The following is a 21,324-nucleotide window of genomic DNA, read 5'->3' as shown; positions in this document are numbered from 1 at the left end:
CTAAGCTCAACATGAGGGCGGCCTCATTTTGTCACGCTGTGTCGCGACTCGGCGCGGACCAGGCTTGGGGAGATTTGATGAAACTGGCCATCTTCGGCGCGAGCGGCCACACCGGCGTGCATCTGGTCGAGCAGGCGCTCGCGGTCTGGCCCGATATGGTGGCATTGATGCGCAATCCGGCGAAGCTCGCCCTGCGCCACGACCGGCTGCGGGTCGCGCAGGGCGAGTTGACCAACGAGGTGGTCGTCGCCGACGCCGCCCGCGGCGCTGACGCCGTCCTCGCCTCCCTCAGCCCCAAGATCCTCGGCGGGCCACGGGAGGTGCCTCTCGCGTCGGGAACGGGCACTATCCTGGCCGCGATGCGCGCACACCGGGCCCTCAGGCTCGTCTACAACTGGGGGCCGAGCATCGTGATTCCCCGCAATCCCCTGCTGCGGGCGTTGCGCAGCGCGAGCTTCGCCCTGTTCGGGCTGCTGCCCGCTACCCGCTCCATGGTCAACGAGACGGTTCAGGTGGGTGAGGCCGTTCGTGGCTCGGATTCGGACTGGGCCATCGTGGTCGTCACCGCACCCAACGACCAGCCGGGATCGGGCAGGGTCAAGGTGCGCACCAGGACCGGATCCGGGGACCGGGTCGGCTCGCGCATCGCCCGGGCCGATCTCGCGCAGTTCATCCTCGCTCAGACCGAGGACCTGCGATACGCGCGGCAGGAGCTGCGAATCAGCGACTGACATCGGCCAGTGGTACGCGGTGCCCCGCCTGCTCCTCTTGCGCCTCATCAACTCCCAGCGGCACTCGGCCCCGACCGAACCCGCTGTCCACAACGCTGTTGTCATCGAAGGAGAAGTCATGCCGACCATCGCCATCATGGGTGCCGGTCCCGGAATGGGGCTCGCCATCGCCCAGACCTTCGGCAGCCAAGGCCACCAGGTCGCGCTGCTGTCGCGTACCCCGGCCAACCTGGAGGCGGTCGTGGCCGAACTGACCGGCCAAGGCGTCGAAGCGGCGGCCTTCGCGGCCGACGTCCTGGACCGGCCGTCGATCGTCTCCGGCCTCGCGGCGGTCAAGCAGCGATTCGGGCAGATCGATGTCCTTGAGTACTCGCCGGCCAACCTGACGCTGCCGATGGCTTCCTCCACCGAGCTGACCCACGACAACGTGCAGATCCAGCTCGACTTCTACGTGCACGGCGCCGTGGCAGCGGTCAACGAGGTCTTGCCGGAGATGCTCGCCCGAGGCTCGGGCACGATCCTGTTCACCACCGGCGCCTCCTCCGTACGCCCCGAGATGGGTCACGACATGTTCGGCAACGTCGCCCCGGCCGCGGCGTGGCTACGCAGCTGGGCCCATGGTCTGCACGCCGCCGCCGCTCCTCGAGGAGTACAGGTCGGTCACATAGCGATCGGTGCGTGGCTCGGCCGCCAGCCGGGCGCCACCGCACCGGAAGAGATCGCGCCGCTGTACTGGGAGCTGCACACCCACCACGACCAGGTCGAGAAGGTCTTCTTCCCCAGCGAGCAACCCGCGTCCTGAGTACACGCCGTTGATCTGCATACGCCCCTCGGCGGGACGACGGAGGCTGCCCCAGGAAGATGCAGCGCATGTTCTGCAGGGCCCCGGGGGCGGAATCCGTGGCTGCGATGACGCCGGCCTGCAGGGTGCCGCGCTGACCGAACAGCCCGGCACCCTGCAGGCCCCGTTACCGGCCTGACAGCCCTCAACCAGTCGGCCCGCGGCAGCTGCTGCGCGTGAGCGCCCCACCGGCACACCGATGCCCGCCGACTTACCAGTCGGCGGGCATCGTCCGTCACCGGAGTCCGGTCAGCCACTTGCCGTGGCAACCTGGGCCAGGCGCAGCGGCCGGTAGCCGTCGGCGTCGAGCTGGGAGAGTTCGCCGTCGATGTCGACGGAGTCGGTGCCGTAGAAGTGCCGTTCTCGTGGTAGGTCGGCCAGATGTGCGCCAGGATCACCTTCGTGTCGTAGGTCGAGTGCTGGTCGGAAACGTGGGTGTAGGTGGAGATGCCCTGCCCGTGGACGAGGTACTGCGGCAGGTGCCGGGCGGTGATGCTCTTGCCCTTGACCGGGACCGCTGCCCGCCCGAGGACGACAGGGTGCCCGAGCCGGACGCCCGGGTCAGCGGCAGCCGATGGTGGTAGTTGACCACCGTGGCGTTAGCTGCCTCCAGGGCCTCCGGCCGGAGGTACCACTCGGCGGTCCAGGCGAGCACGTCGTACGACTCTTCCATCGCGGACAGGCCCAGGTTCGTGGCCTCCGCGATGACCACGTACATCAGACTGCGCTTGAGCTCCGCCGGCCGGGCGAACTTCTCACCGGCGTGCACCAAGTGGTCGGTGAACCCGATCCGGGCGTCGACCTCTACCAGCACCGACGCGATCGGCGCCCGTGGCAGCATCCCGGCCAGCTCGGCACGCAGCGCGTCGGTCTCGGCGGGTACGTCCTCAGCCGTCAGAGGCGGGATGATCAGCTCGCCGTCGTCGGTGATCCGGACGTCGCCCGGTTGCCCTTCGCGAGTTGGGCCTGCAGGTCTGCGAGGGCGGTGTGCAGATCGTCATCAGCCGCCGCGAGCGCGTCGGCGGCCTCGCCCGGTGCCGTTGCGGTATGGATCCCGCTCGGTCGCGCCTGCGGGATCCGGTTTCGCGTGACGAGGTTGAGGCCGACGACCGGCTCAGGGGCATTAGGCCGATGCCGCCGGGATCGTCTGGTGCGTCGGGTCTGCGGCGGGTGTCTGACCGGTGGCCGAAGCGGCGTCGTCGGCCGGTTCGACCGAGACGTGTGGGAGCCACCTGTCGATCCATGTCGGCAGCCACCAGTTGGCCTTGCCCAGCAGGTGCATCAGTGCTGGCACCAGTAGTGTCCGCAGCACGAACGCGTCGATGAGCACCGCGCTGGCCAGGCCGACGCCGAATTCGGCGATGACCCGTTGGCCGCCGAAGACGAAGGCCAGGAAGACGCAGATCATGATCGTTGCCGCAGCGGTGATGATGCGGCCGGTGGAGGCCTGACCGATGGTGACCGCACGCCGGTTGTCGCGGGTGTGCACCCACTCCTCGTGCATCCGGCTGACCAGGAACACCTGGTAGTCCATGGACAGCCCGAAGAGGATGGCGAGCATCATCACGGGCAGAAACGCCTCCACCGGGCCGGCCTTGCCGATTCCGAACGCCTCGGAGCCCCACCCCCACTGGAAGAACGCGACCACCACACCGAACGAGGCACCGGCCGCGAGCAGGTTCATCACCGCCGCGGTCAGCGATACCACGACGCTGCGGAACGCGAGCAGCATCAGGAGGAAGCCCAGGCCGACGATGACACCGATGAACAGCGGCAGCTTCGCGGTGATGACGTCGGCGAAGTCATCGAAGATGGCGGTCTGGCCGCCGACGTACACGCGCAGCCCGGTGTCCGCCTCGGCGGCGGGGATGACGTCTTTGCGCAGGTGTGTGATCAGGTCACTGGTCTTGGAGTCCTGCGGTGAGGTGGTCGGGATGACCTGGATGATGCCGAGCTTCGCGCCGGGCTGTGCCGGCAGTGCGATGGCCGCCGCGACGCCGGGCGTCCTGCTGACGGTGTTCGCGAGGCCGGCCAGCGCCTGCTGGTCGGCGGGGGAGGAGGTCGCGGCGACCAGTTGTAGCGGCCCGTTGAAGCCTGGCCCGAACCCTGTGGCGAGCATGTCGTAGGCCTTGCGGGTGGTCGTGCCGGCCGGGTCGTTGCCCTGGTCGGAGGAGCCGAGGTGCAGCGAGAAGACCGGGATGATCAGCGCTACCATGACGGCCAGCGCGGCCGGTGCGAGAAGCCGCGGGTGCCGCTGCACGAAGGTGGCCCAGCGGGCCCAGAAGCCCTGGCCGGATACGTCGCGCGGGCCCTCGGCGGCGAGTTGGCGCCGTTCCCGCCGGCTCAGCACCCGGTGACCGATGATGCCGAGCATCGCGGGCAGCAGGGTCGTCGCCGCTGCCACGCTGATGAGTACCATCACCGCCGCGGCGATGCCGATGCCGGTGAGGAACGACAGCTGTAGCACGAGCATGCCGAGCATGGCGACGCAGACCGTGAGGCCAGCGAAGATGACGGCTCGGCCCGAGGTGTTCAGCGCTCGTACCGTCGCCTCCTCGGCGGTGAGCCCTGCCTTGAGGCCGCTGCGGTGCCGGGAGACGATGAACAGCGCATAGTCGATGCCCACGCCGAGGCCGATGAGCACGGCCAGGGTCGGCGCGATGTCGTTCATGGTGACGACGTGGCTCAACAGGCCGATGCTCAGAATGCTGACGAACAGCGACACGATCGCGGTGACCAGGGGCAACAGCATCGACAGCAACGAACCGAACGCGATGAGCAGCACCACCGCCGCGGCGACGACACCGACGACCTCCGACACCGAGGTGGAGACCTTGTTGACCTGACGGATCGCGTTGCCGCCGAGTTCCACCGCGACGTTATCGGTGCGCGCGGACTCGGCCAACGAGATCACGTTCTCGACATCTGCCTTCGGGACTTCCTAGGCGAGTCCTTCCAGGTTCACCGTGGCGTACGCGGTATGCCCGTCCGGGCTGATCTGCGCCGCGCCGCCGGCGACGTAAGGGCTCTTGACGGCGGCGACCGACGGCGCGTCGGCGACCTTGTCCAGCATCACGGTGATCGATTGCTGGACCTGGGGGTCGCGGACTGACCCGGCGGACACCCGCCACACGATGGTGTCGGAGTCGCCGGCCTGCGCCGGGAAGGCTGACCTGAGCAGGTCGAGTGCCTTACTGGAATCAGTGCCGGGCAGCGAGAAGCTGTTGGAGTAGGCGCTTCCCGCGGCCTGGCTGAGCGCTCCGAGGCCGACCAGCACCGCTACCCACAGCAACACGACGACATGCCGTCGACGAAAACACCAGCGTGCGACCCCTGCCATGCCGGACCCCCTTTTTAATCAAACGGTCGGTATGTTCGCGCGCAAGGTAACCAACGTTCCTGTGAACTGGCTGAGACCGCGTTCGCTCCGACGGCGGACGGTCGCACGCGGCGATCAGGCGGTTTGCGTCGCCGGGGAACAGCCGGTTTGCTGAGCGCGTGGCCACGGCCGGTCGGCCACGGTCTGGCATCGGATCAACACCCAGGCTCGGATGGCAGTACGGGAGGTGGCAATGGCGCGGACCGTGGGAAGTGCGGCGGAGAAGACCCGCCGGCGGATCCTGGACGTGGCCCGACGGCTGTTCGTCGAGCGCGGATACGCCGGCACGTCAGTGCAGGATGTCGCCGAGCAGGTCCAGATGACCAAGGGTTCCCTGTATTACCACTTCTCCTCCAAGGAGGAGCTGCTGCACGCCCTGATGACACCCCCGCTGGGCGAACACGATGCGTTCGTCGCCGACCTCAACGCCGCGGGAACGATGACCACCGACCTCCTGGCCCGCCTGGTCGACATCTTCGACGAGCACGCCGCGCTGCTGCGCTCGCTGTTCGGAGACCCGTCGGTGGCCCGCGAGCTGCGGCGACTGCGCCTTCCCGAACGCGTGCTCACCCTCCAAAAGGCCATCGGCGGAGGCACCGACCAAGCCGCCGTACTGCGTGGGCGATGCGTCGTGGGTGTCATCCACGCCGGCGTGCTGACCGCGGCGGAGACCGGCACCACGGCAGAACGATGCGCCGGCACCCCTCGAACGTCGTTCGATCAGCGACGCCGACTCACCGCCGAGGAGAAATCGTTCGTCATCGCCGCCGCGCGCGCCGTCCTCAGCGTGCCCGCGTCCACGACCCACGCCACAGCCGCGGGCCCGGGCCCGCACCGGTGGGCAGGCTGACAACACTCAAATACTCTGCTGGCTGTGCCGAAGAGGTCACTGTGACGATCTCGCGAGAAGACCCTGCCTCCCCTGTCCGCCTCACCAGGACCAACAGACCACCGCTGCGCATAACCCAGCACTGTTCATAGGGTTCATTATGTTCAGCTGAGCATAAAGACCCCTGCGGCGTTCCGGTATGGGTGTCCGCGCAACCACCGACCTCGGTGAGGATGCCGCCTTGAGGAACGCCTTGACCAGAGCCAGCACGCGCTTGTCCGCTACCCGTCGACGCTGTGGGTGCCGAGAACTACGTCCGCCCTGGTCGCGGCGGCCTGGCCGTGGTGAGGGATCTTGCGCCGGCCGGTCCTATCAGAGGACGGTTCGGAACATTAGGTCCGTTTCGGGGCGAGGGTGAACACTCCGGGTTCGTCTTCGGTCAGGACCTGGCGGGTGACCATGCGTTTCAGCTTCGCGCGGGCGCCTTCGACGTGTTTCGGTGAGGGCTCGACGCCGAGCGCGAGGCAGATGCCTTTCGCGCGCATGCCGGTCGGGGCGGTGGTGAGGACTTCCAGGATCTGTTGGTAGGGGGCGCTGGCGATCGTCGGGTCGTCGGCGGTGAACTCGGCGGCGGCGAGGGCACGCAGGGTGGTGCGGGTGGTCTTCAGGTCGGCCAGTTCGCCCTCGACGCGGGTGAGTTCGGTGGTGAGTGTGGTGATCTGCTCGCGGAGCCGGTCGGCGGCCTGGCGTGCGGTGGCCTCGTGTTCGGCGATCAGGTCGAGCAGCGTGGGAAGGTTCACCGGTGTCGCCAGGAGGATGTGGTGGTCCCGGTCAGCCGGCGCACGATGTTTGCCGTCGATGCCCACACCGTCCGTGACACCGCCGATTCCGGTCGGCTCTCGTACTCGCGCACGAGGCGGCGGTGCAGCATCAGCGTGCCGTTGACCTGCTCCACGATCCACCGTTTGCGGATCGGCACGAACCCGGGCCGGGTGTCGGATCGTTTGACGACCTCGACGTCGATTCCCAGCACGGCGCCGTGCAGCGCCACGTCCTGTTTGAACCCGGCGTCGACGAAGGCGCGGGTGACCGTCGGGGTGTGCGTGGCGACCTTGTCGAGCAGTCGAACGCCGATGGCGTTGTCGGTGGACGACGCCGCGGTCACCACGACCGCGATGATCAAACCCAGGGCGTCCACGGCCAGGCCCCGCTTACGCCCCGGTACCTTCTTCGCCGCGTCCTTGCCGGTCGTGGCAGCCGGGACATGGTTCGCCGCGCGGATCGACTGGGTGTCCAGCACGACCGCGCTGGGGTCCTCGGCCCGGCCGGCGTTCTCCCGAGCCTGGCAGCGCAGTAGATCGTGGATCGTCTGGTCGGTGCCGTCGTCGCGCCAGAGAGCGAAGTAGTAGTAGGTGGCCGACTTCGGGGGCAGGTCATGTGGCAGGTACGCCCACTGACACCCGGTCCGGTTCTGGTAGAAGATCGCGTTCACGATCTCCCGCAGGTCGTAGTCACCCTGATGGCCCGACACCGAGACCCGCTTGGTCTTCCGCGCCCGCAGGAACGGCCCGATCAGCGCCCACTGCTCGTCGGTGAGGTCACTCGGGTACGGCTTTCGATCACCCATGACCGACCTAACGCCACTACCGCCCGTCGGTCACGACCAGGATTCACCTTCCACGCATCGAGTGGTAGCGATCACCGACGAACCTGCCGAAAGCCCTTCAACCGGATACAAGCCATAGATCAACTCGAACATCCTCGGACCGCCCTCTCACGTCGAGGCAAGCGCGAACCCGGCCCTGCGCGGCGGATACTTCATCAAGATCCGGGAGGGCGTGGCCGGCGAGGTGCGGGACCTGCTCGACTCGATCAACCGCGACCGGGCCGATATGCTGCGGTTCACCCAAGCGATCGACGATGGGCAGGAACTGCTGCGCACCAGCGCCTCCGGCTTCGATTTCACCCCGCTCTACCCGAAGTTGCCGGCCGAGCCCGTCGGTCTCGTGGAACTCGCCTACGACACCGACAACCAGGCGCAGATGCGGCACGCGGGGCACCCTCCGCTCAGTCGGCGGTATGCGTAGCAGCGCCGGCAGGGCGGTGTGTCGGGACATGACGACCATCGCCAGGACTGACAACAGGCGAGCGCCGCCCCGGCCAGCCAGATGACGCAACACCGTAGCGACCTGGGAGATCAACCGGGGTGTGCGGTACTGGTAACGCTCCAGAACAGCCGGAAGCTGTTCACGGAACGTCTGTGGGCAGCCCTGCGTCGGGCATGCCAGGTGACGTACGCGTACCCGGAGCACCACTGGCCGGGCATCGACCGACACGTCCGCGAGGCTCCACTGGTGATACCCGTGCACCCGGTCCGTCACGGCCGCGCAGTCCGGACAGGCGGCCGTCCCTTCAGGAGTCCGAGCCCTCTCTACGGGTGGCTTCCGCGTTCACCGAACTCGCCGGAGCAATCTGACCAGCGCCCACTGGCGGGGCTCGGCGTGCCCACCGATCCGCCAACGCGACAGCGCCTGCCGTCGCTGGTCGGCACCTCGACATATGCATTGACGTTCATCACTTGACGGTCCGGTGATGCCGACCGTACGGTGTGGCGAATCGATTCGTCGAGCCTGCGGAGACCTGTCTGAGTATGCCCCGCGTACGCGGTCAGTCGCCCATCGGTGCCCGTCCACGCCGCCACGTCCGGCTCACCCGTCCTCGGCGTGATCGCGGCCGTCCGTGATCGCGGGTCGTACGCCGGTAGCGGCGGTGGGCCGACAGCGGGAGGCCGGTCCTCGCCGTACCGTCCTGGGTCGGTGCCGGCGGATCAGGTGCGGCTCCCGCCCGGCGGGGCCGGGAGCCCTGCCGCCACGGCGAGGCGTGGGACGGGCAGCCAAACCCGACCACCCAGGCAGGCGGGTAGCCGAAACCGGGGGCGGGATGTTCCTGATAGAAGGAGTTGAATGGTCGTGAAACACAGAGCAACCCTGGCATCCGTGGCAGCCGCCGCGGTCGCCCTCACCCTGGCCGCCGGCCTCACCATCAGCGGCGGACTCGCCTCCGCAGCCTCCACCGCTGGTGCTGGTGTGCTGGCCGCGACCGCCGGGTGCGGCAAGGCGCCCACCCTGACCAGCGGTAAACGCACGATCACCAGCGGCGGACAGAACCGCAGCTACATCCTGCGGATCCCCGACAACTACGACAGCAACCACCCCTACCGGTTGGTCTTCTCCTTCCACTGGGTCGGTGGCACCGCCGAACAGGTCGACAACGGCAGCACCAGCGGCATCGAATGGTCCTACTACGGACTGCGCGTCGACAAGTACGGCAAGGGCAACACGATCTTCGTCGCCCCCCAGGGCATCAACAACGGCTGGGGAAACTCCAACGGCCAGGACCTCACCTTCGTCGACGACATGATCAGGCAGATCGAAGGCGGCCTGTGCGTCGACACCACCCAGCTGTTCGCCTCCGGCTTCAGCTACGGCGGCGCCATGACCTACGCCATCGCCTGCGCCCGCGCCACCACCTTCCGCGGCGTCATCGTCTACTCCGGCGGGGTCCTCAGCGGATGCCAGGGCGGCACCGATCCCATCGCCTACTTCGGCATCCACGGACTCCGCGACGGCACCCTCCCCATCTCCGGCGGACGGTCGATGCGCGACCGGTTCGTCCAGAACAACGGCTGCACCCGACAGAACCCGCCCGAGCCACCCCAGGGCAGCCTCACCCACATCGTCACCTGGTACACGGGCTGCCGCACCGGCTACCCCGTCGTCTGGGGCGCCTTCGACGGACCACACGCCCCCAACGCCGTCGACGGCTCGGCCGACCCCTACGCACCCGGCGCCAAATCCTGGACACAGGCAGAGGTGTGGAGATTCATCACCTCACTGAGCCCCGACGGACCCACCACCCCACCCACCACCACCCCACCCACGACGCCGCCGCCGGCAACCGGGCAGCAGATCGTCGGCGCGCAGTCCAACCGCTGCGTGGACGTGCCGAACTCGACCCAGAACAACGGCACCCAGGTGCAGCTCTGGGACTGCGGCACCGCCATGGGCCAGCGCTTCACCTACACTTCGGGCAGGCAACTGCAGGTGTACGGCAGCAAGTGCCTGGACGCGAACGGCGCGGGTACGAGCAACGGCACGACGGTGATCATCTGGGACTGTAACGGCCAGCCGAACCAGCAGTGGAACGTCAACTCCAACGGCACGATCACCGGACAGCAGTCCGGACTGTGCCTCGACGCGAACGGCGCCGGGACGGCTAACGGCACCAAACTGATCCTGTGGTCCTGCAACGGCGGCTCCAACCAGCGATGGAGTCTGCGTAGCTGACCGCCACCTCTCTCGGGGCCGGACTCGGTCCGGGCCCGAGAGGGGCCCGGGCCCGGCGGGCCTGCGCGGTAACGGGTCCGGGCCCGGCGGGCCAGCCCGGACCGGACAGTTCCTCGGCTCGTCACGGGGAGTGTCCGAGTCGTGGTTCCAGCCGACAGGCACGACGGCGTGTCATCCGACACCGTGAACGTTCGTGGTCACGGCACCAGGCAGGACTTCTCACTACGGCCTGGTACGCCGACGCCCGCACCACCTGCCGCACACGCACCTGACCTGCCCCACTGATCAACGAAACACGGAGCTCGTCGTGGATCTCGATTCCGAAGCCGACGCCGAGCCACCAGGCGTGCTGCCGGTGAGCCGATGGCGCCGGATCGATCTGACCTCTTCAGACTGGCAGACCAGGAGCGTCGGCCAGCATTGCCGTATCGGCCGGGCGGACGGTGACCGGGGGAGCCGAGGATGAGGTGGAGCACCTACGCGGGTGGCGGCGCGGTCGATCCCCGGATCCGCAGTGACGGGCTGATGACGATCCGGTGGGTGGGGCGGTCGGGGTCGACAAGCCGGTCGGCGACGAGACGCACGGCGGCCCGTCCGATCGAGCGTCGAGGCGGTCGGACCGCGGTCAGCGGCGGGCTGAAGAGGCCGGCGACCTCGTCGTCGTACGCCACGATGGAGAGGTCGCCGGGAACGGAGAGGTGCCGTTCCTCGCAGTGCTGTACCAGCGCGATGGCCTCGGCGTCGGCGTGCACCAGCAGCGCCGTCGTCCCGGTCGCCTGACACCGGTCGAGGACGTCGTTGAGTACGGTGTCCCGCTCCGGTGACCGCGCGTCGGGCACCACGGCCACCACCGTCGCGTCCGGGTCGAGGCCGCACTCGGTAGTGGCGTCGAGCCAGCCGCGCCGTACGTGCTGGCTGGTGGGGCTGTTGGCATCGAGCACCAGGCCGACCGTGCGGTGTCCGAGCGAGGTGAGGTGGCGTACCGCCATGGCCGCACCGAGTGCGTGGTCGGTGACCACTGACTCCATGACCGCGTGGTGGCTGCCCACCGTGGCGGTGCGTTCCAGCAGGACGACCGGGATGCCGACCTGGTCGAGCCATTCGATGGTGCGCTCGGCGCTCGGCGCGTCCATGCTCGGCGCGATGATGAGCGCGTCGACGCCCATCCGCTCCACGAGCCGGGCCAGTTGCGGCTGGTCGTCCTCGGTGTCGTAGGAGGAGCCGCGCAGTACCACGCGCATGTCGAGCTCGCGGGCTGCTCCCTCGACGCCGCGGGCCACGTCCGGCCAGTAGTAGTCCAATGAGGGCACGAGCATGCCGAGGGCGCGTCCGACCAGCGGGTCCAGGCCGGCGACTGGTGCCTCGTCTGCTGCCGGGGCGTCGTCCGGCAGGATCAGGGCGACCCCACCGTGGACGCGGCGCACCAGACCCTCGGCGGCCAGCTCCGCGATGTCACGCCGGATGGTGACCGGCGCGGCGCCCAGCGCGTGGGACAGGTCGGAGACGCGCATCGAGCCGTCCCGTTGCAGGGCTGCCAACAGTTGCTGACGGCGGGCGACCTGAAGCGGCCCTCGGGAGCCCTCCGTCGTGGCGACGACAGGACTGTCCTTGGTCATGGGGGACCTCCGGGGAACGCTTGGTGCGGCGGGAGCTCGTGCGGGGTGCGGATGGGCTCGCCGGCCGGGTCGAACGCGGTGACGTCGACCGCGAGCCGGATCAGCTCATCTCCCATCCGTCGAAGAGCATAGGAGTCGTGCTCCGCCGGATCGTCGCGGCGCACGACGCCGCACCCGGCTGCCGACCGTCGCCGAGCCGGCCAGGCGCCGCCCGGCGCGGCGGCCGGGCGCGGCCGCCGCCGAGCCATGACTGGCCGGCCACGGGCAGGTGGCTGTGGGGGCGGCGAGGTCGTCTGGCCCGGGTCGAGGCACCAGGCGTCCTGCGGCGACGCGAACATCCGTCCCGGTGGTTCCGTCCGGTGACCGCGCCGCGCCGCAGCCAGCGGGCCGGCGAAGCGGTCGGCGATGGTCATGACCCCTCGGACGGTAGAGCGGTTATGAACGATGGTGATCGTATCAGATCACTTGGCCGGTCAAAGCAGTATTGTTTCCCTCTTTGATCGGTTGTGTCCACATCGGTTTGAGGACGGCATTGACTTGCTCTGATGTGAGCGTTTTACTTCGGAAACCCGGTGGATGTCTGCACGTCACATTCATGGGCAACGCCCCGCTCGCCACGTTTCACGGAGACGGCTTGATGCGACAGGACCTCGGATGACGTTCGGGACGGCCGGCCGGCCGACACCGGGGACGAACCCGGCCGCCCCCGCCGCGACCTGGCACCGGGATGACTGGTTGGCCCTCGCCGACCGGATGCTCGCCGCCGTCCGGCCGTTCGCGTCGCCCGGCCACGCCCTCGTCACCTTTCCCGGGCCGGCGGGCGGTTACGGACGGGCCGTCGACGGCCTGGAGGGTTTCGCTCGCACCTTCCTGCTGGCCGGCTTCCGCATCGCGGGTGCCCGGGGAGTGGGCGTGGACGAACTCGTGGACCGGTACACGACCGGCATCGCCGCCGGCACCGACCCGAGCGGTCCGGACCGCTGGGTGCGCCTGGACGAGCACCCCCAGGCGAAGGTGGAGGCCGCCTCCATCGCGTTGGTCCTCGACCTGACCCGTCCGTGGATCTGGGACCGGTTGCCGCCCGTGGTGCGGGAGCGGGTAGTGGACTATCTGCGCCCGGCGGTCGGCGACGACACGTACCCACGGATCAACTGGGTCTGGTTCCGGCTGGTCGTCCAGACGTTCCTGCGTTCGGTCGGCGGGCCGCACTCGCTCGACGAGATGGCCGAGGACCTGCGCACCCATGACGGCTTCGCCCGAGGCGACGGCTGGATGTCCGACGGATCAGACCGCGCCTACGACCACTATGTGGGTTGGGCCCTGCACCTGTACCCGACGCTGTGGGCGCGCATGGCCGGCGCCGCGGGCCTCGCCGAGCAGCGCCGCGAACGGGACCTGGCCGGCCTCGACCGCTTCCTGAGCGATGCGGTCGCGCTCGTGGGCGCCGACGGATCACCGTTGATCCAGGGACGGAGCCTGACCTACCGATTCGCCGCGGCGGCGCCGTTCTGGGTCGGGGCCATCGCCGGCGTGTCCTCGGTCAGCCCCGGTCAGTTGCGCCGCGCGGCCACCCGTATCGTGCGCCACTTCGTCGCCAACGGCGCCGTGGACGAACGCGGCCTGCTCACCCTCGGCTGGCACGGGCCGTGGCCGCGACTGGCGCAGTCGTACTCCGGGCCCGGCTCGCCGTACTGGGCCAGCAAGGGTCTGCTCGGCATCGCGCTGCCCGCCGACCATCCCGTCTGGACGGCCGTCGAGGAGCCGCTCCCGGTCGAGGAGCGGGACACGGTACGGGCGATACCCGCGCCGGGCTGGCTGGTCTCCGGCACCCGCGCCGACGGGGTCGTCCGTGTCGTCAACCACGGCACCGACCACGCCGTCGAGGGCGCCACCGTCGGAGACTCCCCGCTCTACGCCCGGCTGGGCTACTCCACCGCCACCAGCCCTGTCCTCGACGACAGCGGCTGGGTCAGTCCGCTCGACCAGTCCGTCACCCTCGTCGACGACGCGGGTCGGGTCACCCACCGCGCCGGCATGCGCCTGCTGACCGTGTACGTCGACACCGACGGCGTCGGGGTGGCCGGATCACGTGCCCTCGCCCACTGGGTCGACCCGGATCCCGGTCAACGCGATCACGGCGGCGGCCGCCGGGGCCGGTCCCGACCGGCCGGGCACCTCACGGTGTACTCGCTGGTCCACGGCCCCTGGGAACTCCGGCTGACCCGCGTCGACGACCTCGCCGACGGTGTCGGGGCGGCTGCGCTGCGGCTGCGGATCGGCGGCTGGGCCGTTGCCGGGAACGCGACGGCGACCTTGGGTGACCGGGTGGCGGCCGTGACGGGGGCCGGCCTGACCAGCAGGCTCGACAGCGTTCACGGCGGCGGAACGGCCGGTGCCACCGTTGTTCCGCACGGCGGGCCGCTGGCCGGCGACCTGGTCGTGCCCTGGCTGGACCACCCCGTCCGGCCGGGCGCATGGGTCGTCGCCCTTCTCGAGCTGTCCAGGGCCCCGGCAGCCACGGCCGGGCAGGCGTGCCGGGTCGTGGCCGACGAGGCCGCCCACGGCCTCCACCTGGCCGTCGACTGGCCCGACGGGGTCAGCACGTCGACCCGGCTGGACACGGAACATGCCGGGCCCACCGCGGTGGCCTGGTAGCAGTGCGGGCCCGTCCGGGCCCCTGACCTGAAGGAGAAAGGGATGAAGCGCGCGATACCTGCCGTCATCAGCGCCGCGACGGCCCTGACGCTTGTTCTCGCCGGTTGCGGCGGCGGAGACGAGCCAGTCGACCCCAACGCCCCCGTGACAATCACCCTGGCCGGCTGGAGTCTGTCGTCCACGCCCGAGTTCAAGACGCTCGCCGACGGCTTCAAGGCGACCCACTCGAACGTGACGGTGGAGCTCAAGGAGTACGCCGCAGGCAACGACTACGACACCCAGATGATCACGGACCTGGCCGCCGGCACCGCCCCGGACCTGTACGTGATGAAGAACCTCAAGAACTTCTACACGTACCAGAGCGGTGGTCAGCTGCTGGACGTCTCCGACGCCATCTCCGGTCTCGGCTCGGGCCCGGCGCTCGCGTCGTTCCAGGTGGACGGCAAGGCGTACGCGGTGCCGTACCGGCAGGACTCGTGGGTGCTGTTCTACAACAAGGACCTGTTCGCGAAGGCGAAGGTGGCACCGCCGGACGGCAGCTGGACCTGGGACGACTACACCGACGCGACGAAGCGACTGCACACCGGGCTGAAGGCGGCCGGCTCGAACGCGACCGGCGCGTACCAGCACACCTTCCAGTCCACCGTGCAGGGATTCGCGCTCGCCCAGACCCCCGGCGCGGACCTGCTCTCCGGGGACTTCGGCTACCTGAAGCCGTACTACGAGCGGTCGCTGGACCTGCAGGCGGCCGGCGCGCAGCCGACCTTCGGCACCGCGAAGACCAACAAGCTCACCTACCAGGCGCAGTTCGGCAAGCAGCAGTCGGCGCTGCTGCCGATGGGCACCTGGTACGTGGCGACGCTGCTCAACCAGCGCAAGAGCGGTGACGCCGACACGTTCGGGTGGGGGATCGCCCCGGTGCCGCAGTTCGACAAGTCCACCACCGGCACCTCCGCCACACCTGTCACCTTCGGTGACCCGACCGGCCTGGGGATCAACCCGAAGATCAGCAAGTCGAAGGTCGCCGTGGCCAAGGCATTCCTCCAGTACGCGGCCGGCCCGGATGCCGGCAAGGCGCTGGCCGGGATCGGCATCACCCCGGCCCAGGTCACCGACGCGGTCACCGCGACGCTGTTCGGGTTGGACGGCGTACCGCAGGACGACCTGTCGAAGTTCGCCTACGCCAAGCACACCATCAAGCCGGAGAACCCGGTCTCGAAACACACCGCCGGTCTGCAGAACCTCCTCAACGAGACGCACTCGGCGATCCTGTCCAACAGCAAGGGCGTCGATGCGGCGCTGAGCGAGGCGCAGACCCGCGCCAAGAACGAGGTCCTCAACCAGTGAACTCACGGCGGGCCCGGCGCGGCTGAACTGCCTGCCGGACCCGCCGCCACGTCGAACGCCCCCGGAGAATCCCTATGGCAACACTGCCGCGCACGCGACCCAGGAACCGGCGTCTGGTGTGGCACAACACGGTCGCCGGTTGGTCGTTCATCCTGCCCAACTTCGTCGGCTTCGCCGTGCTGACCCTCCTACCCGTCGCGGTGCTGTTCTACGTGGCCTTCACCAGCTGGAACGTCTTCGGGGTGGCCGAGTGGACCGGCACCGCCAACTTCCGGCGGATGTGGGGCGACGCGAGCTTCTGGACCGCGCTGCGTAACACCGTCTACTACACGGTCTTCCACATCCCGCTGACCCTCGCGGCCGCACTCGGGCTGGCGCTGCTGCTCAATCGCAGACTGCGCGGCGTGCGGTTCTTCCGTACCGTCGCCTTCTTCCCCTACGTCACCTCGATCGTGGCGATCGCGATCGTGTGGAACCAACTGTTCAGTCCGGAGTACGGGCCGGTCAACGCGCTCCTGCGCGCCGTGGGGGTGGACGACCCGCCGGGCTGGACCACGTCGTCGACCTGGTCGATGCCGGCGGTCATCATCGTCGGCACCTGGCGCTACATGGGCTACTACATGCTGCTGTTCCTGGCCGGCCTACAGACCATTCCGGCCCAGCTCTACGAGGCGGCTGAGACCGACGGCGCCACAGCGTGGCAGCGGTTCGTGCACGTGACCCTCCCCGGCCTGCGACACACCACCTTCTTCGTCACCGTGCTGATCACCATCGAGAGTTTCAAGGTCTTCGACCTCATTCTCGTGATGACCGGCGGCGGGCCCGGCCAGTCGACACTGGTGCTCTCGCAGTACATCTACCAGAAGGGCTTCGAGGAGAACCAGTTCGGCTACGCCTCGGCGGTCTCCATCGTCCTGTTCGCCATCTGCTTCGGCATCACGGTCATCCAGTTCATGGTCAACAAGCGGAGGAACAGCTGATGACCGCGACCGACCTCTCCGTGCCCGCACCGGCCGTCGCCGCGCCCGGCCACCGCGGGACACCCACCCGACGTGTCAGGCTCCGGGGTTGGCGGCTCGTGGGGTACGTGACCCTCGTGCTCGCGGCGGTCGGGCTGCTGCTGCCGTTCTACTGGATGGTGGCGGCGTCGTTGAAGACCAACAACGACGTCTTCACCATCCCGATCACCTGGCTGCCCGATCCCGTGGTGTGGCGGAACTACCTCGACATCTGGCAGCGCTCGGACATGACGACGTGGCTGTGGAACACCCTGCTGCTGTCGGTGCTCGTCACCGTCCTGCAGGTGCTCACCGGCAGCTTCGCCGCCTACGGCTTCGCCCGGGTCCGCTTCCCCGGCCGCAACATGCTCTTCCTGGCGTACGTGGGAACGATCGCGGTGCCCTGGCAGTCGTACATGATCCCGCAGTTCATCCTCATGTCGAAGCTGCACCTGTCGAACACCCTGTGGTCGATCGTCGCGCTACAGGCGTTCGGCGCGTTCGGCGTGTTCCTGATGAAGCAGTTCTACGAGACGATCCCCGAGGAACTCAGCGAGTCGGCGCGGGTCGACGGGCTCAGCGAGTTCGGCATCTACCGACGGATCATGCTGCCGTTGTCCCGGCCGGCGCTCGCCAGCCTGGCCCTGCTGACGTTCGTGACCACCTGGAACGACTACCTCGGCCCGCTGGTCTACCTGCGCAGTCCGGAGCTGCGCACCATCCAGTTGGGGCTGAACACCTTCATCTCCCAGTACAACGCCGAGTACGCGCTCATCATGACCGGCTCCGTGCTGTCCGTGCTGCCCGTCGCGGTCATCTTCCTGCTCGGCCAACGCCACTTCATCGAGGGCATCGCCACGACCGGACTGAAGGGGTGAGGTCCATGCGGCCACGCCACCACACCATCACCGCCGTCTTCGACGGGGTCCACGTCGCGCTCGTCACCAACCTGCTGCTGGTGCTCGGTTGCCTGCCCATGGTGACCCTCGCGTTCACCACCGACGCGGCGCGCTCCTGGCCGCTCTACGCGCTGACCGCCCCGCTCTGCGCGCCCGGGCTCTGTGCGGTCTTCGCGGTCATGTCCGCCTACTCCGCAGGCGACTCCGGCGGCGTGCTGCGCACCTACGGACGTGCCTGGCGAGCCACCGCCCGGCCGGCGATGCTCTGGACGGCGGTAGCCATGGCCGCCCTGGTGGTGCTCGCCGTGGACGCCCGCGCCGCGTGGGGCCACCGGGTCGGGGCACTCGCCCTGCCGGTACTGGCGACCCTGATCGTCCTCACCGTCGCGACCACGCTGCTCGGGTTGGTGACCGTCGCCGAGCGACCCACCGCGCCGCTGCGCGACGTGGCCAGTGCCTGCGGATATCTGGCGGTGCGCCGGTGGTACCTCACCGTCGCGTCTCTGCTCGTGCTTGCGCTGCTCGTCCAGCTCCTAGCGGCCCGGCCCGCGATCGCGCTCGGCCTCGCCGCCGCGCCGCTGCTCTACGTCGTCTGGGCCAACAGCCGCTTCACCCTGCGGGCCGTCCTCGACCCGTCGACGGCCGCAGCCCAGCGCACCTGACCACCACGTTCCGGCCAGCGAGCGGGGACGTCGATGACACACCTGCCCGGCACCGGACCGGACCCACGAGGGAGAACAGCATCCATGACGGCAACCAACGTCCGTCTCCACTCCGACGCCGAGGCTCTGGCGGCTGCGGTGGCCGCCGCGGTACGCACCGTCGACGCGAACATCGTCACCTTCGGCGACCGGTATCCCGCGGACACCACCGACGCCGACCGCTACCCGCTCCGGCCACCGAGCGCCGGCCAGCCCGAGGGCGCCAACGTCGGGTGGACCACCAGCTTCTGGCCCGGCATGCTCTGGCTGGCGCACGACCTGACCGGTGACGACCGTCACCTGCGGGCCGCCCTGTCCCACGTGGACAGTTTCGCGTCGCGAGTGAACCACGGCATCGACCTCGACACCCACGACCTCGGGTTCCTCTACACCCTCGCCTGCGTCAACCCGGCCCGCCGTACCGGCGACCCGCAGGCCCGGGACGCGGCTCTCGCCGCCGCCGACCACCTGATGACCCGCGTGCTCGAACCCGCCGGTATCATCCAGGCCTGGGGCGACCTCGACGATCCGCGCCAACGCGGCCGTACCATCATCGACAGCCTCATGAACACGCCACTGCTCTTCTGGGCCGGCCACACCACCGGCGACGACCGCTACGCCGCGGCCGCCCGCCGGCACACCGCTCAACTGCGCCGGCACATCCTGCGCCCGGACGGCACCACCTTCCACACCTTCTACTGGGACCCGGACAGCGGTGTGCCGCTGCGCGGCGAGACCGAACAGGGCCACGCCGACCACTCCTGCTGGGCCCGTGGGCAGGCCTGGGGCATCTACGGGTTCAGCCTCAACCACCGGCACATCGGCGATCCCGCGCTGCTCGCCGCCGCGAGCGCCTGCGCCGACCGGTTCCTCGCCCACCTGCCAGCCGACCACGTCGCGTACTGGGACCTGGAGTTCGGCGACGGCAGCGGCCAGGAACGGGACAGTTCCGCCGCGGCCATCGCCGTCTGCGGCCTGCTCGAACTCGCGGACAACCTCACCGACCCGGCCAGCGCCGGCCGGTACCGCACAGCCGCCGCCGAGATCCTGCGTTCGCTCATCGACCACTACTCCACCGGCGGCCATCAGGTCTCGAACGCGCTGATCCTGCACGGCGTCTACGACAAACCCAAGGGCGTCGGCGTCGACGAGGGAACCCTGTGGGGCGACTACTTCTACCTGGAAGCCCTCACCCGCGCCACGATCCCCGGCTGGACCAGCCCCTGGTGACCGCCGCGACGGACCCGTACTGCCCCGCCTCCTCCGAAAGGTGACCATGGACTACCGCTACCACTGCTCCATCCCCGCCGCCGACGGCCGGAACACGCTGCCCTTCAATCCCTGCCGGCTGCTGGACTTCACCCTGCTGCGGCTGTCGGCCGGCGAGTCCTGGACCGGCGAGTCCGGTGATCGGGAGATCCTGGCCGTCATTCTCGGCGGCACCGCCGACTTCACCGTCGCCGGCCACCACTTCCCGCAGGTCGGCCAGCGTCCGGACGTCTTCTTCGGCAAGCCGCACTCCGTCTACCTCCCGGCTGGCTCCTCGATCACCGTCGAGGCCGTCACCGCCGTGGAGATCGCCCTGCCCAGCGCACCCAGTGAGCTGGCCACCGAGCCCTACGTCATCGCGCCGGAGCAGGTCGCGACCGGCCGCTGGGGAGCCGCCAACTTCGGCCGCACCTACCACCAGATCCTCACCGAGATCGCCCAACCGGACCTGCCCGCCCGCCGGCTCATCGTCGGCGAGACCTACACGCCCTCGGGCAACTGGAGCACCTACCCGCCGCACCGGCACCGGGTCGACGACCTTCCCGCCGAGGCCGCACACGAGGAGATGTACTACTACCGCGTCAACCCGGTTGACGGGTTCGGCATCAGCCGGGTCTACACCGACGACGGGTACGAGGAAAACGCCACCATCCGCGAGCATCTGATGCAGATGATGCCCGAGGGCTACCACACCGTGGTCAGCGCGCCCGGCTACACGACCTACTTCCTGTGGTTTCTGGCCGGCACACAACGCACCCAGGGTGCCCGCGAGGACGCCGATCTCGCCTGGGTGGGCCAGACCGTGCCGACCCTGCGCAGCCTGGGTCTGTAGCGACGGCCCTGAACACCCTGTTCACCTCGACGGCCTGGTCGCGACGGTCACCCGCGACAACCGTGGGATGGACCAGGCCACCGCGACCAGGCCGGCGCTGACCTCGCCCGACGCCGCCCCCGGGCCGAGTCGCCACCTCTGTCCGTGGGCGACGAACCTTGGGCCCCTGACCGCCCAGGACCGGGAGCGGTGCCGAGGAGCCCCGTTGCGGTGTGGGGACATCCGTCCTAGCACCGGATTCCTCAAGGACGGCAAGGCCCCGGAGCGTGCGGCCCGGCAGTACTCCGGCACCCTCGGAAGGTCGCCAACTGCCAGATCGACCAGATCCGACGACGGGCGGCATCGTAGCTGGTCGTGGACCAGCGATACCGGCCGAAGTGGATGATGGCCCTGGAGATGCTCGACGAGCTGGCCGGGTGGGGTCTACGTCCGCCGCAAGCAGCAGTTCGGGGGTACGGCGTGATCACCCGTACCCCCGGCATCCTGACCGGCCGTGCGCAGGACGGACACCGGGGCACGCGGGCATTCCTGAGATCCGTGTGATGGGCGCACCACCCGGCGCACCCTGATCGGCGTGCTATGGCGTCGTGACGGTCAGCGGGGGCGTGGCCGGTGCGCCGTTGACGAGGAATCCGAACGTGGTCGAGGCGTTGGCGGCCAGCGAACCGTTGTGCGCGGCATTGCGCACCGTCACCGACGAACCGCTGGTGCTCAGCGTGCCGTTCCACAGTTGGCTGATCGTGGCCCCTGCGGCCATGGTCCACCGCACGGTCCACCCGTGCGGTGGTGTGGTCCAGGGCGATGGTGCGGCGGCCGGCGGCGGTCATGGGTGGGCCGACGGTGACGGTCTGGCCGTAAGCGATGCGTTGCTGGTTGATGGC

Annotated in this window: 17 protein-coding genes and 4 pseudogenes; 13 read left to right on the top strand and 8 right to left on the bottom strand. The window is 69.3% G+C overall.

Going from position 1 to position 21,324, the window contains the following annotated elements; translation table 11 throughout:
• Positions 1–77 precede the first annotated feature (77 nt).
• The gene (locus tag ACQP2H_RS20285; RefSeq protein ID WP_219463518.1) at positions 78–731 is read left to right on the top strand and encodes an NAD(P)-dependent oxidoreductase; all 654 of its coding nucleotides are present in this window, start codon (positions 78–80) and stop codon (positions 729–731) included.
• Positions 732–849: 118 nt separating this feature from the next.
• Positions 850–1,533: an SDR family NAD(P)-dependent oxidoreductase gene (locus tag ACQP2H_RS20280; RefSeq protein WP_219463516.1), complete on the top strand. Its 684-nt coding sequence runs from the start codon at positions 850–852 to the stop codon at positions 1,531–1,533.
• 425 nt (positions 1,534–1,958) lie between these two features.
• Here the strand turns inward: ACQP2H_RS20280 and ACQP2H_RS20275 are convergent.
• From ACQP2H_RS20275 to ACQP2H_RS20265, 3 genes and pseudogenes are all read right to left on the bottom strand, one after another.
• Positions 1,959–2,607, bottom strand: a pseudogene (locus ACQP2H_RS20275) (Tn3 family transposase); the annotation flags it as partial.
• Between the two features lie 88 nt (positions 2,608–2,695).
• On the bottom strand, positions 2,696–3,691 hold the full coding sequence (locus ACQP2H_RS20270) for an MMPL family transporter (protein WP_357537710.1): 996 nt from the start codon (positions 3,689–3,691) through the stop codon (positions 2,696–2,698).
• A gap of 180 nt (positions 3,692–3,871) precedes the next feature.
• Positions 3,872–4,849 (bottom strand): annotated as a pseudogene (locus ACQP2H_RS20265) (MMPL family transporter); the annotation flags it as partial.
• 274 nt (positions 4,850–5,123) lie between these two features.
• On the opposite strand from ACQP2H_RS20265, the gene ACQP2H_RS20260 reads away from it, so the two are divergent.
• On the top strand, positions 5,124–5,801 hold the full coding sequence (locus ACQP2H_RS20260; RefSeq protein WP_219463511.1) for a TetR/AcrR family transcriptional regulator: 678 nt from the start codon (positions 5,124–5,126) through the stop codon (positions 5,799–5,801).
• A gap of 371 nt (positions 5,802–6,172) precedes the next feature.
• Here the strand turns inward: ACQP2H_RS20260 and ACQP2H_RS20255 are convergent, their stop codons facing one another.
• Positions 6,173–6,580 carry a hypothetical protein gene (locus ACQP2H_RS20255; protein WP_357537621.1) on the bottom strand — a complete coding sequence of 136 codons (408 nt, stop codon included), beginning with the start codon at positions 6,578–6,580 and terminating at the stop codon, positions 6,173–6,175.
• Positions 6,577–7,407 (bottom strand): IS5 family transposase, encoded by an 831-nt coding sequence (locus tag ACQP2H_RS20250; protein ID WP_219463508.1) that lies wholly within the window; start codon positions 7,405–7,407, stop codon positions 6,577–6,579. The genes ACQP2H_RS20255 and ACQP2H_RS20250 overlap by 4 nt, the downstream gene beginning before the upstream one ends.
• A gap of 118 nt (positions 7,408–7,525) precedes the next feature.
• Here ACQP2H_RS20250 and ACQP2H_RS20245 point away from each other — a divergent pair, with 118 nt between their 5' ends.
• Entirely contained in the window at positions 7,526–7,867 is a 342-nt protein-coding gene (locus ACQP2H_RS20245) for a hypothetical protein (protein WP_357537708.1), read from the top strand.
• Here the strand turns inward: ACQP2H_RS20245 and ACQP2H_RS20240 are convergent.
• Positions 7,829–8,209: pseudogene (locus ACQP2H_RS20240) on the bottom strand (transposase family protein); the annotation flags it as partial. The gene ACQP2H_RS20245 and the pseudogene ACQP2H_RS20240 overlap by 39 nt on opposite strands.
• Before the next feature lie 567 nt (positions 8,210–8,776).
• On the opposite strand from ACQP2H_RS20240, the gene ACQP2H_RS20235 reads away from it, so the two are divergent.
• On the top strand, positions 8,777–10,126 hold the full coding sequence (locus ACQP2H_RS20235) for a ricin-type beta-trefoil lectin domain protein (RefSeq protein WP_308290841.1): 1,350 nt from the start codon (positions 8,777–8,779) through the stop codon (positions 10,124–10,126).
• A 476-nt stretch (positions 10,127–10,602) separates the two neighbouring features.
• Here the strand turns inward: ACQP2H_RS20235 and ACQP2H_RS20230 are convergent, their stop codons facing one another.
• A complete protein-coding gene (locus tag ACQP2H_RS20230) occupies positions 10,603–11,742 on the bottom strand; it encodes a substrate-binding domain-containing protein (protein ID WP_219463496.1) in 1,140 nt (379 codons plus the stop codon).
• Between the two features lie 654 nt (positions 11,743–12,396).
• Here ACQP2H_RS20230 and ACQP2H_RS20225 point away from each other — a divergent pair.
• The 8 genes and pseudogenes from ACQP2H_RS20225 to ACQP2H_RS20190 all read left to right on the top strand — a co-directional run.
• Positions 12,397–14,397, top strand: coding sequence for a DUF2264 domain-containing protein (locus tag ACQP2H_RS20225; RefSeq protein WP_433228492.1), 2,001 nt, complete (start codon positions 12,397–12,399; stop codon positions 14,395–14,397).
• Positions 14,398–14,439: 42 nt separating this feature from the next.
• Positions 14,440–15,744 (top strand): ABC transporter substrate-binding protein, encoded by a 1,305-nt coding sequence (locus ACQP2H_RS20220; RefSeq protein WP_219463492.1) that lies wholly within the window; start codon positions 14,440–14,442, stop codon positions 15,742–15,744.
• A 116-nt stretch (positions 15,745–15,860) separates the two neighbouring features.
• A complete protein-coding gene (locus tag ACQP2H_RS20215; RefSeq protein WP_308290840.1) occupies positions 15,861–16,724 on the top strand; it encodes a carbohydrate ABC transporter permease in 864 nt (287 codons plus the stop codon).
• Positions 16,724–17,620, top strand: coding sequence for a carbohydrate ABC transporter permease (locus ACQP2H_RS20210; protein WP_219463489.1), 897 nt, complete (start codon positions 16,724–16,726; stop codon positions 17,618–17,620). The genes ACQP2H_RS20215 and ACQP2H_RS20210 overlap by 1 nt, the downstream gene beginning before the upstream one ends.
• Before the next feature lie 5 nt (positions 17,621–17,625).
• The gene (locus tag ACQP2H_RS20205) at positions 17,626–18,303 is read left to right on the top strand and encodes a hypothetical protein (RefSeq protein WP_219463487.1); all 678 of its coding nucleotides are present in this window, start codon (positions 17,626–17,628) and stop codon (positions 18,301–18,303) included.
• Positions 18,304–18,387: 84 nt separating this feature from the next.
• Complete coding sequence (locus ACQP2H_RS20200) at positions 18,388–19,572, top strand: glycoside hydrolase family 88 protein (protein WP_219463485.1); 1,185 nt, start codon at positions 18,388–18,390, stop codon at positions 19,570–19,572.
• 46 nt (positions 19,573–19,618) lie between these two features.
• Positions 19,619–20,443 carry a 5-deoxy-glucuronate isomerase gene (iolB, locus tag ACQP2H_RS20195; protein WP_433233602.1) on the top strand — a complete coding sequence of 275 codons (825 nt, stop codon included), beginning with the start codon at positions 19,619–19,621 and terminating at the stop codon, positions 20,441–20,443.
• A 312-nt stretch (positions 20,444–20,755) separates the two neighbouring features.
• A pseudogene (locus tag ACQP2H_RS20190) lies at positions 20,756–20,938 on the top strand (IS701 family transposase); the annotation flags it as partial.
• An 82-nt stretch (positions 20,939–21,020) separates the two neighbouring features.
• Here ACQP2H_RS20190 and ACQP2H_RS20185 read toward each other — a convergent pair.
• Positions 21,021–21,200: a cellulose binding domain-containing protein gene (locus ACQP2H_RS20185; RefSeq protein WP_219463483.1), complete on the bottom strand. Its 180-nt coding sequence runs from the start codon at positions 21,198–21,200 to the stop codon at positions 21,021–21,023.
• Between the last annotated feature and the right edge of the window lie 124 nt (positions 21,201–21,324).

Source organism: Micromonospora sp. CA-248260, assembly GCF_050942205.1.
Lineage (GTDB): Bacteria > Actinomycetota > Actinomycetes > Mycobacteriales > Micromonosporaceae > Micromonospora > Micromonospora antibiotica.
Note: the sequence above shows the minus strand (reverse complement) of the source record. Positions and strands in the feature narration are given on the sequence as shown.

What these genes read in the sequence shown, in the direction of transcription:
- ACQP2H_RS20250 (WP_219463508.1), bottom strand. Translation starts at nt 7,407, where the DNA reads ATGGGTGATCGAAAGCCGTACCCGAGTGACCTCACCGACGAGCAGTGG.
- iolB (WP_433233602.1), top strand. Translation starts at nt 19,619, where the DNA reads ATGGACTACCGCTACCACTGCTCCATCCCCGCCGCCGACGGCCGGAAC.
- ACQP2H_RS20225 (WP_433228492.1), top strand. Translation starts at nt 12,397, where the DNA reads ATGACGTTCGGGACGGCCGGCCGGCCGACACCGGGGACGAACCCGGCC.
- ACQP2H_RS20280 (WP_219463516.1), top strand. Translation starts at nt 850, where the DNA reads ATGCCGACCATCGCCATCATGGGTGCCGGTCCCGGAATGGGGCTCGCC.
- ACQP2H_RS20220 (WP_219463492.1), top strand. Translation starts at nt 14,440, where the DNA reads ATGAAGCGCGCGATACCTGCCGTCATCAGCGCCGCGACGGCCCTGACG.
- ACQP2H_RS20270 (WP_357537710.1), bottom strand. Translation starts at nt 3,691, where the DNA reads ATGCTCGCCACAGGGTTCGGGCCAGGCTTCAACGGGCCGCTACAACTG.
- ACQP2H_RS20200 (WP_219463485.1), top strand. Translation starts at nt 18,388, where the DNA reads ATGACGGCAACCAACGTCCGTCTCCACTCCGACGCCGAGGCTCTGGCG.
- ACQP2H_RS20285 (WP_219463518.1), top strand. Translation starts at nt 78, where the DNA reads ATGAAACTGGCCATCTTCGGCGCGAGCGGCCACACCGGCGTGCATCTG.
- ACQP2H_RS20205 (WP_219463487.1), top strand. Translation starts at nt 17,626, where the DNA reads ATGCGGCCACGCCACCACACCATCACCGCCGTCTTCGACGGGGTCCAC.
- ACQP2H_RS20185 (WP_219463483.1), bottom strand. Translation starts at nt 21,200, where the DNA reads ATGGCCGCAGGGGCCACGATCAGCCAACTGTGGAACGGCACGCTGAGC.
- ACQP2H_RS20260 (WP_219463511.1), top strand. Translation starts at nt 5,124, where the DNA reads ATGGCAGTACGGGAGGTGGCAATGGCGCGGACCGTGGGAAGTGCGGCG.
- ACQP2H_RS20230 (WP_219463496.1), bottom strand. Translation starts at nt 11,742, where the DNA reads ATGACCAAGGACAGTCCTGTCGTCGCCACGACGGAGGGCTCCCGAGGG.
- ACQP2H_RS20210 (WP_219463489.1), top strand. Translation starts at nt 16,724, where the DNA reads ATGACCGCGACCGACCTCTCCGTGCCCGCACCGGCCGTCGCCGCGCCC.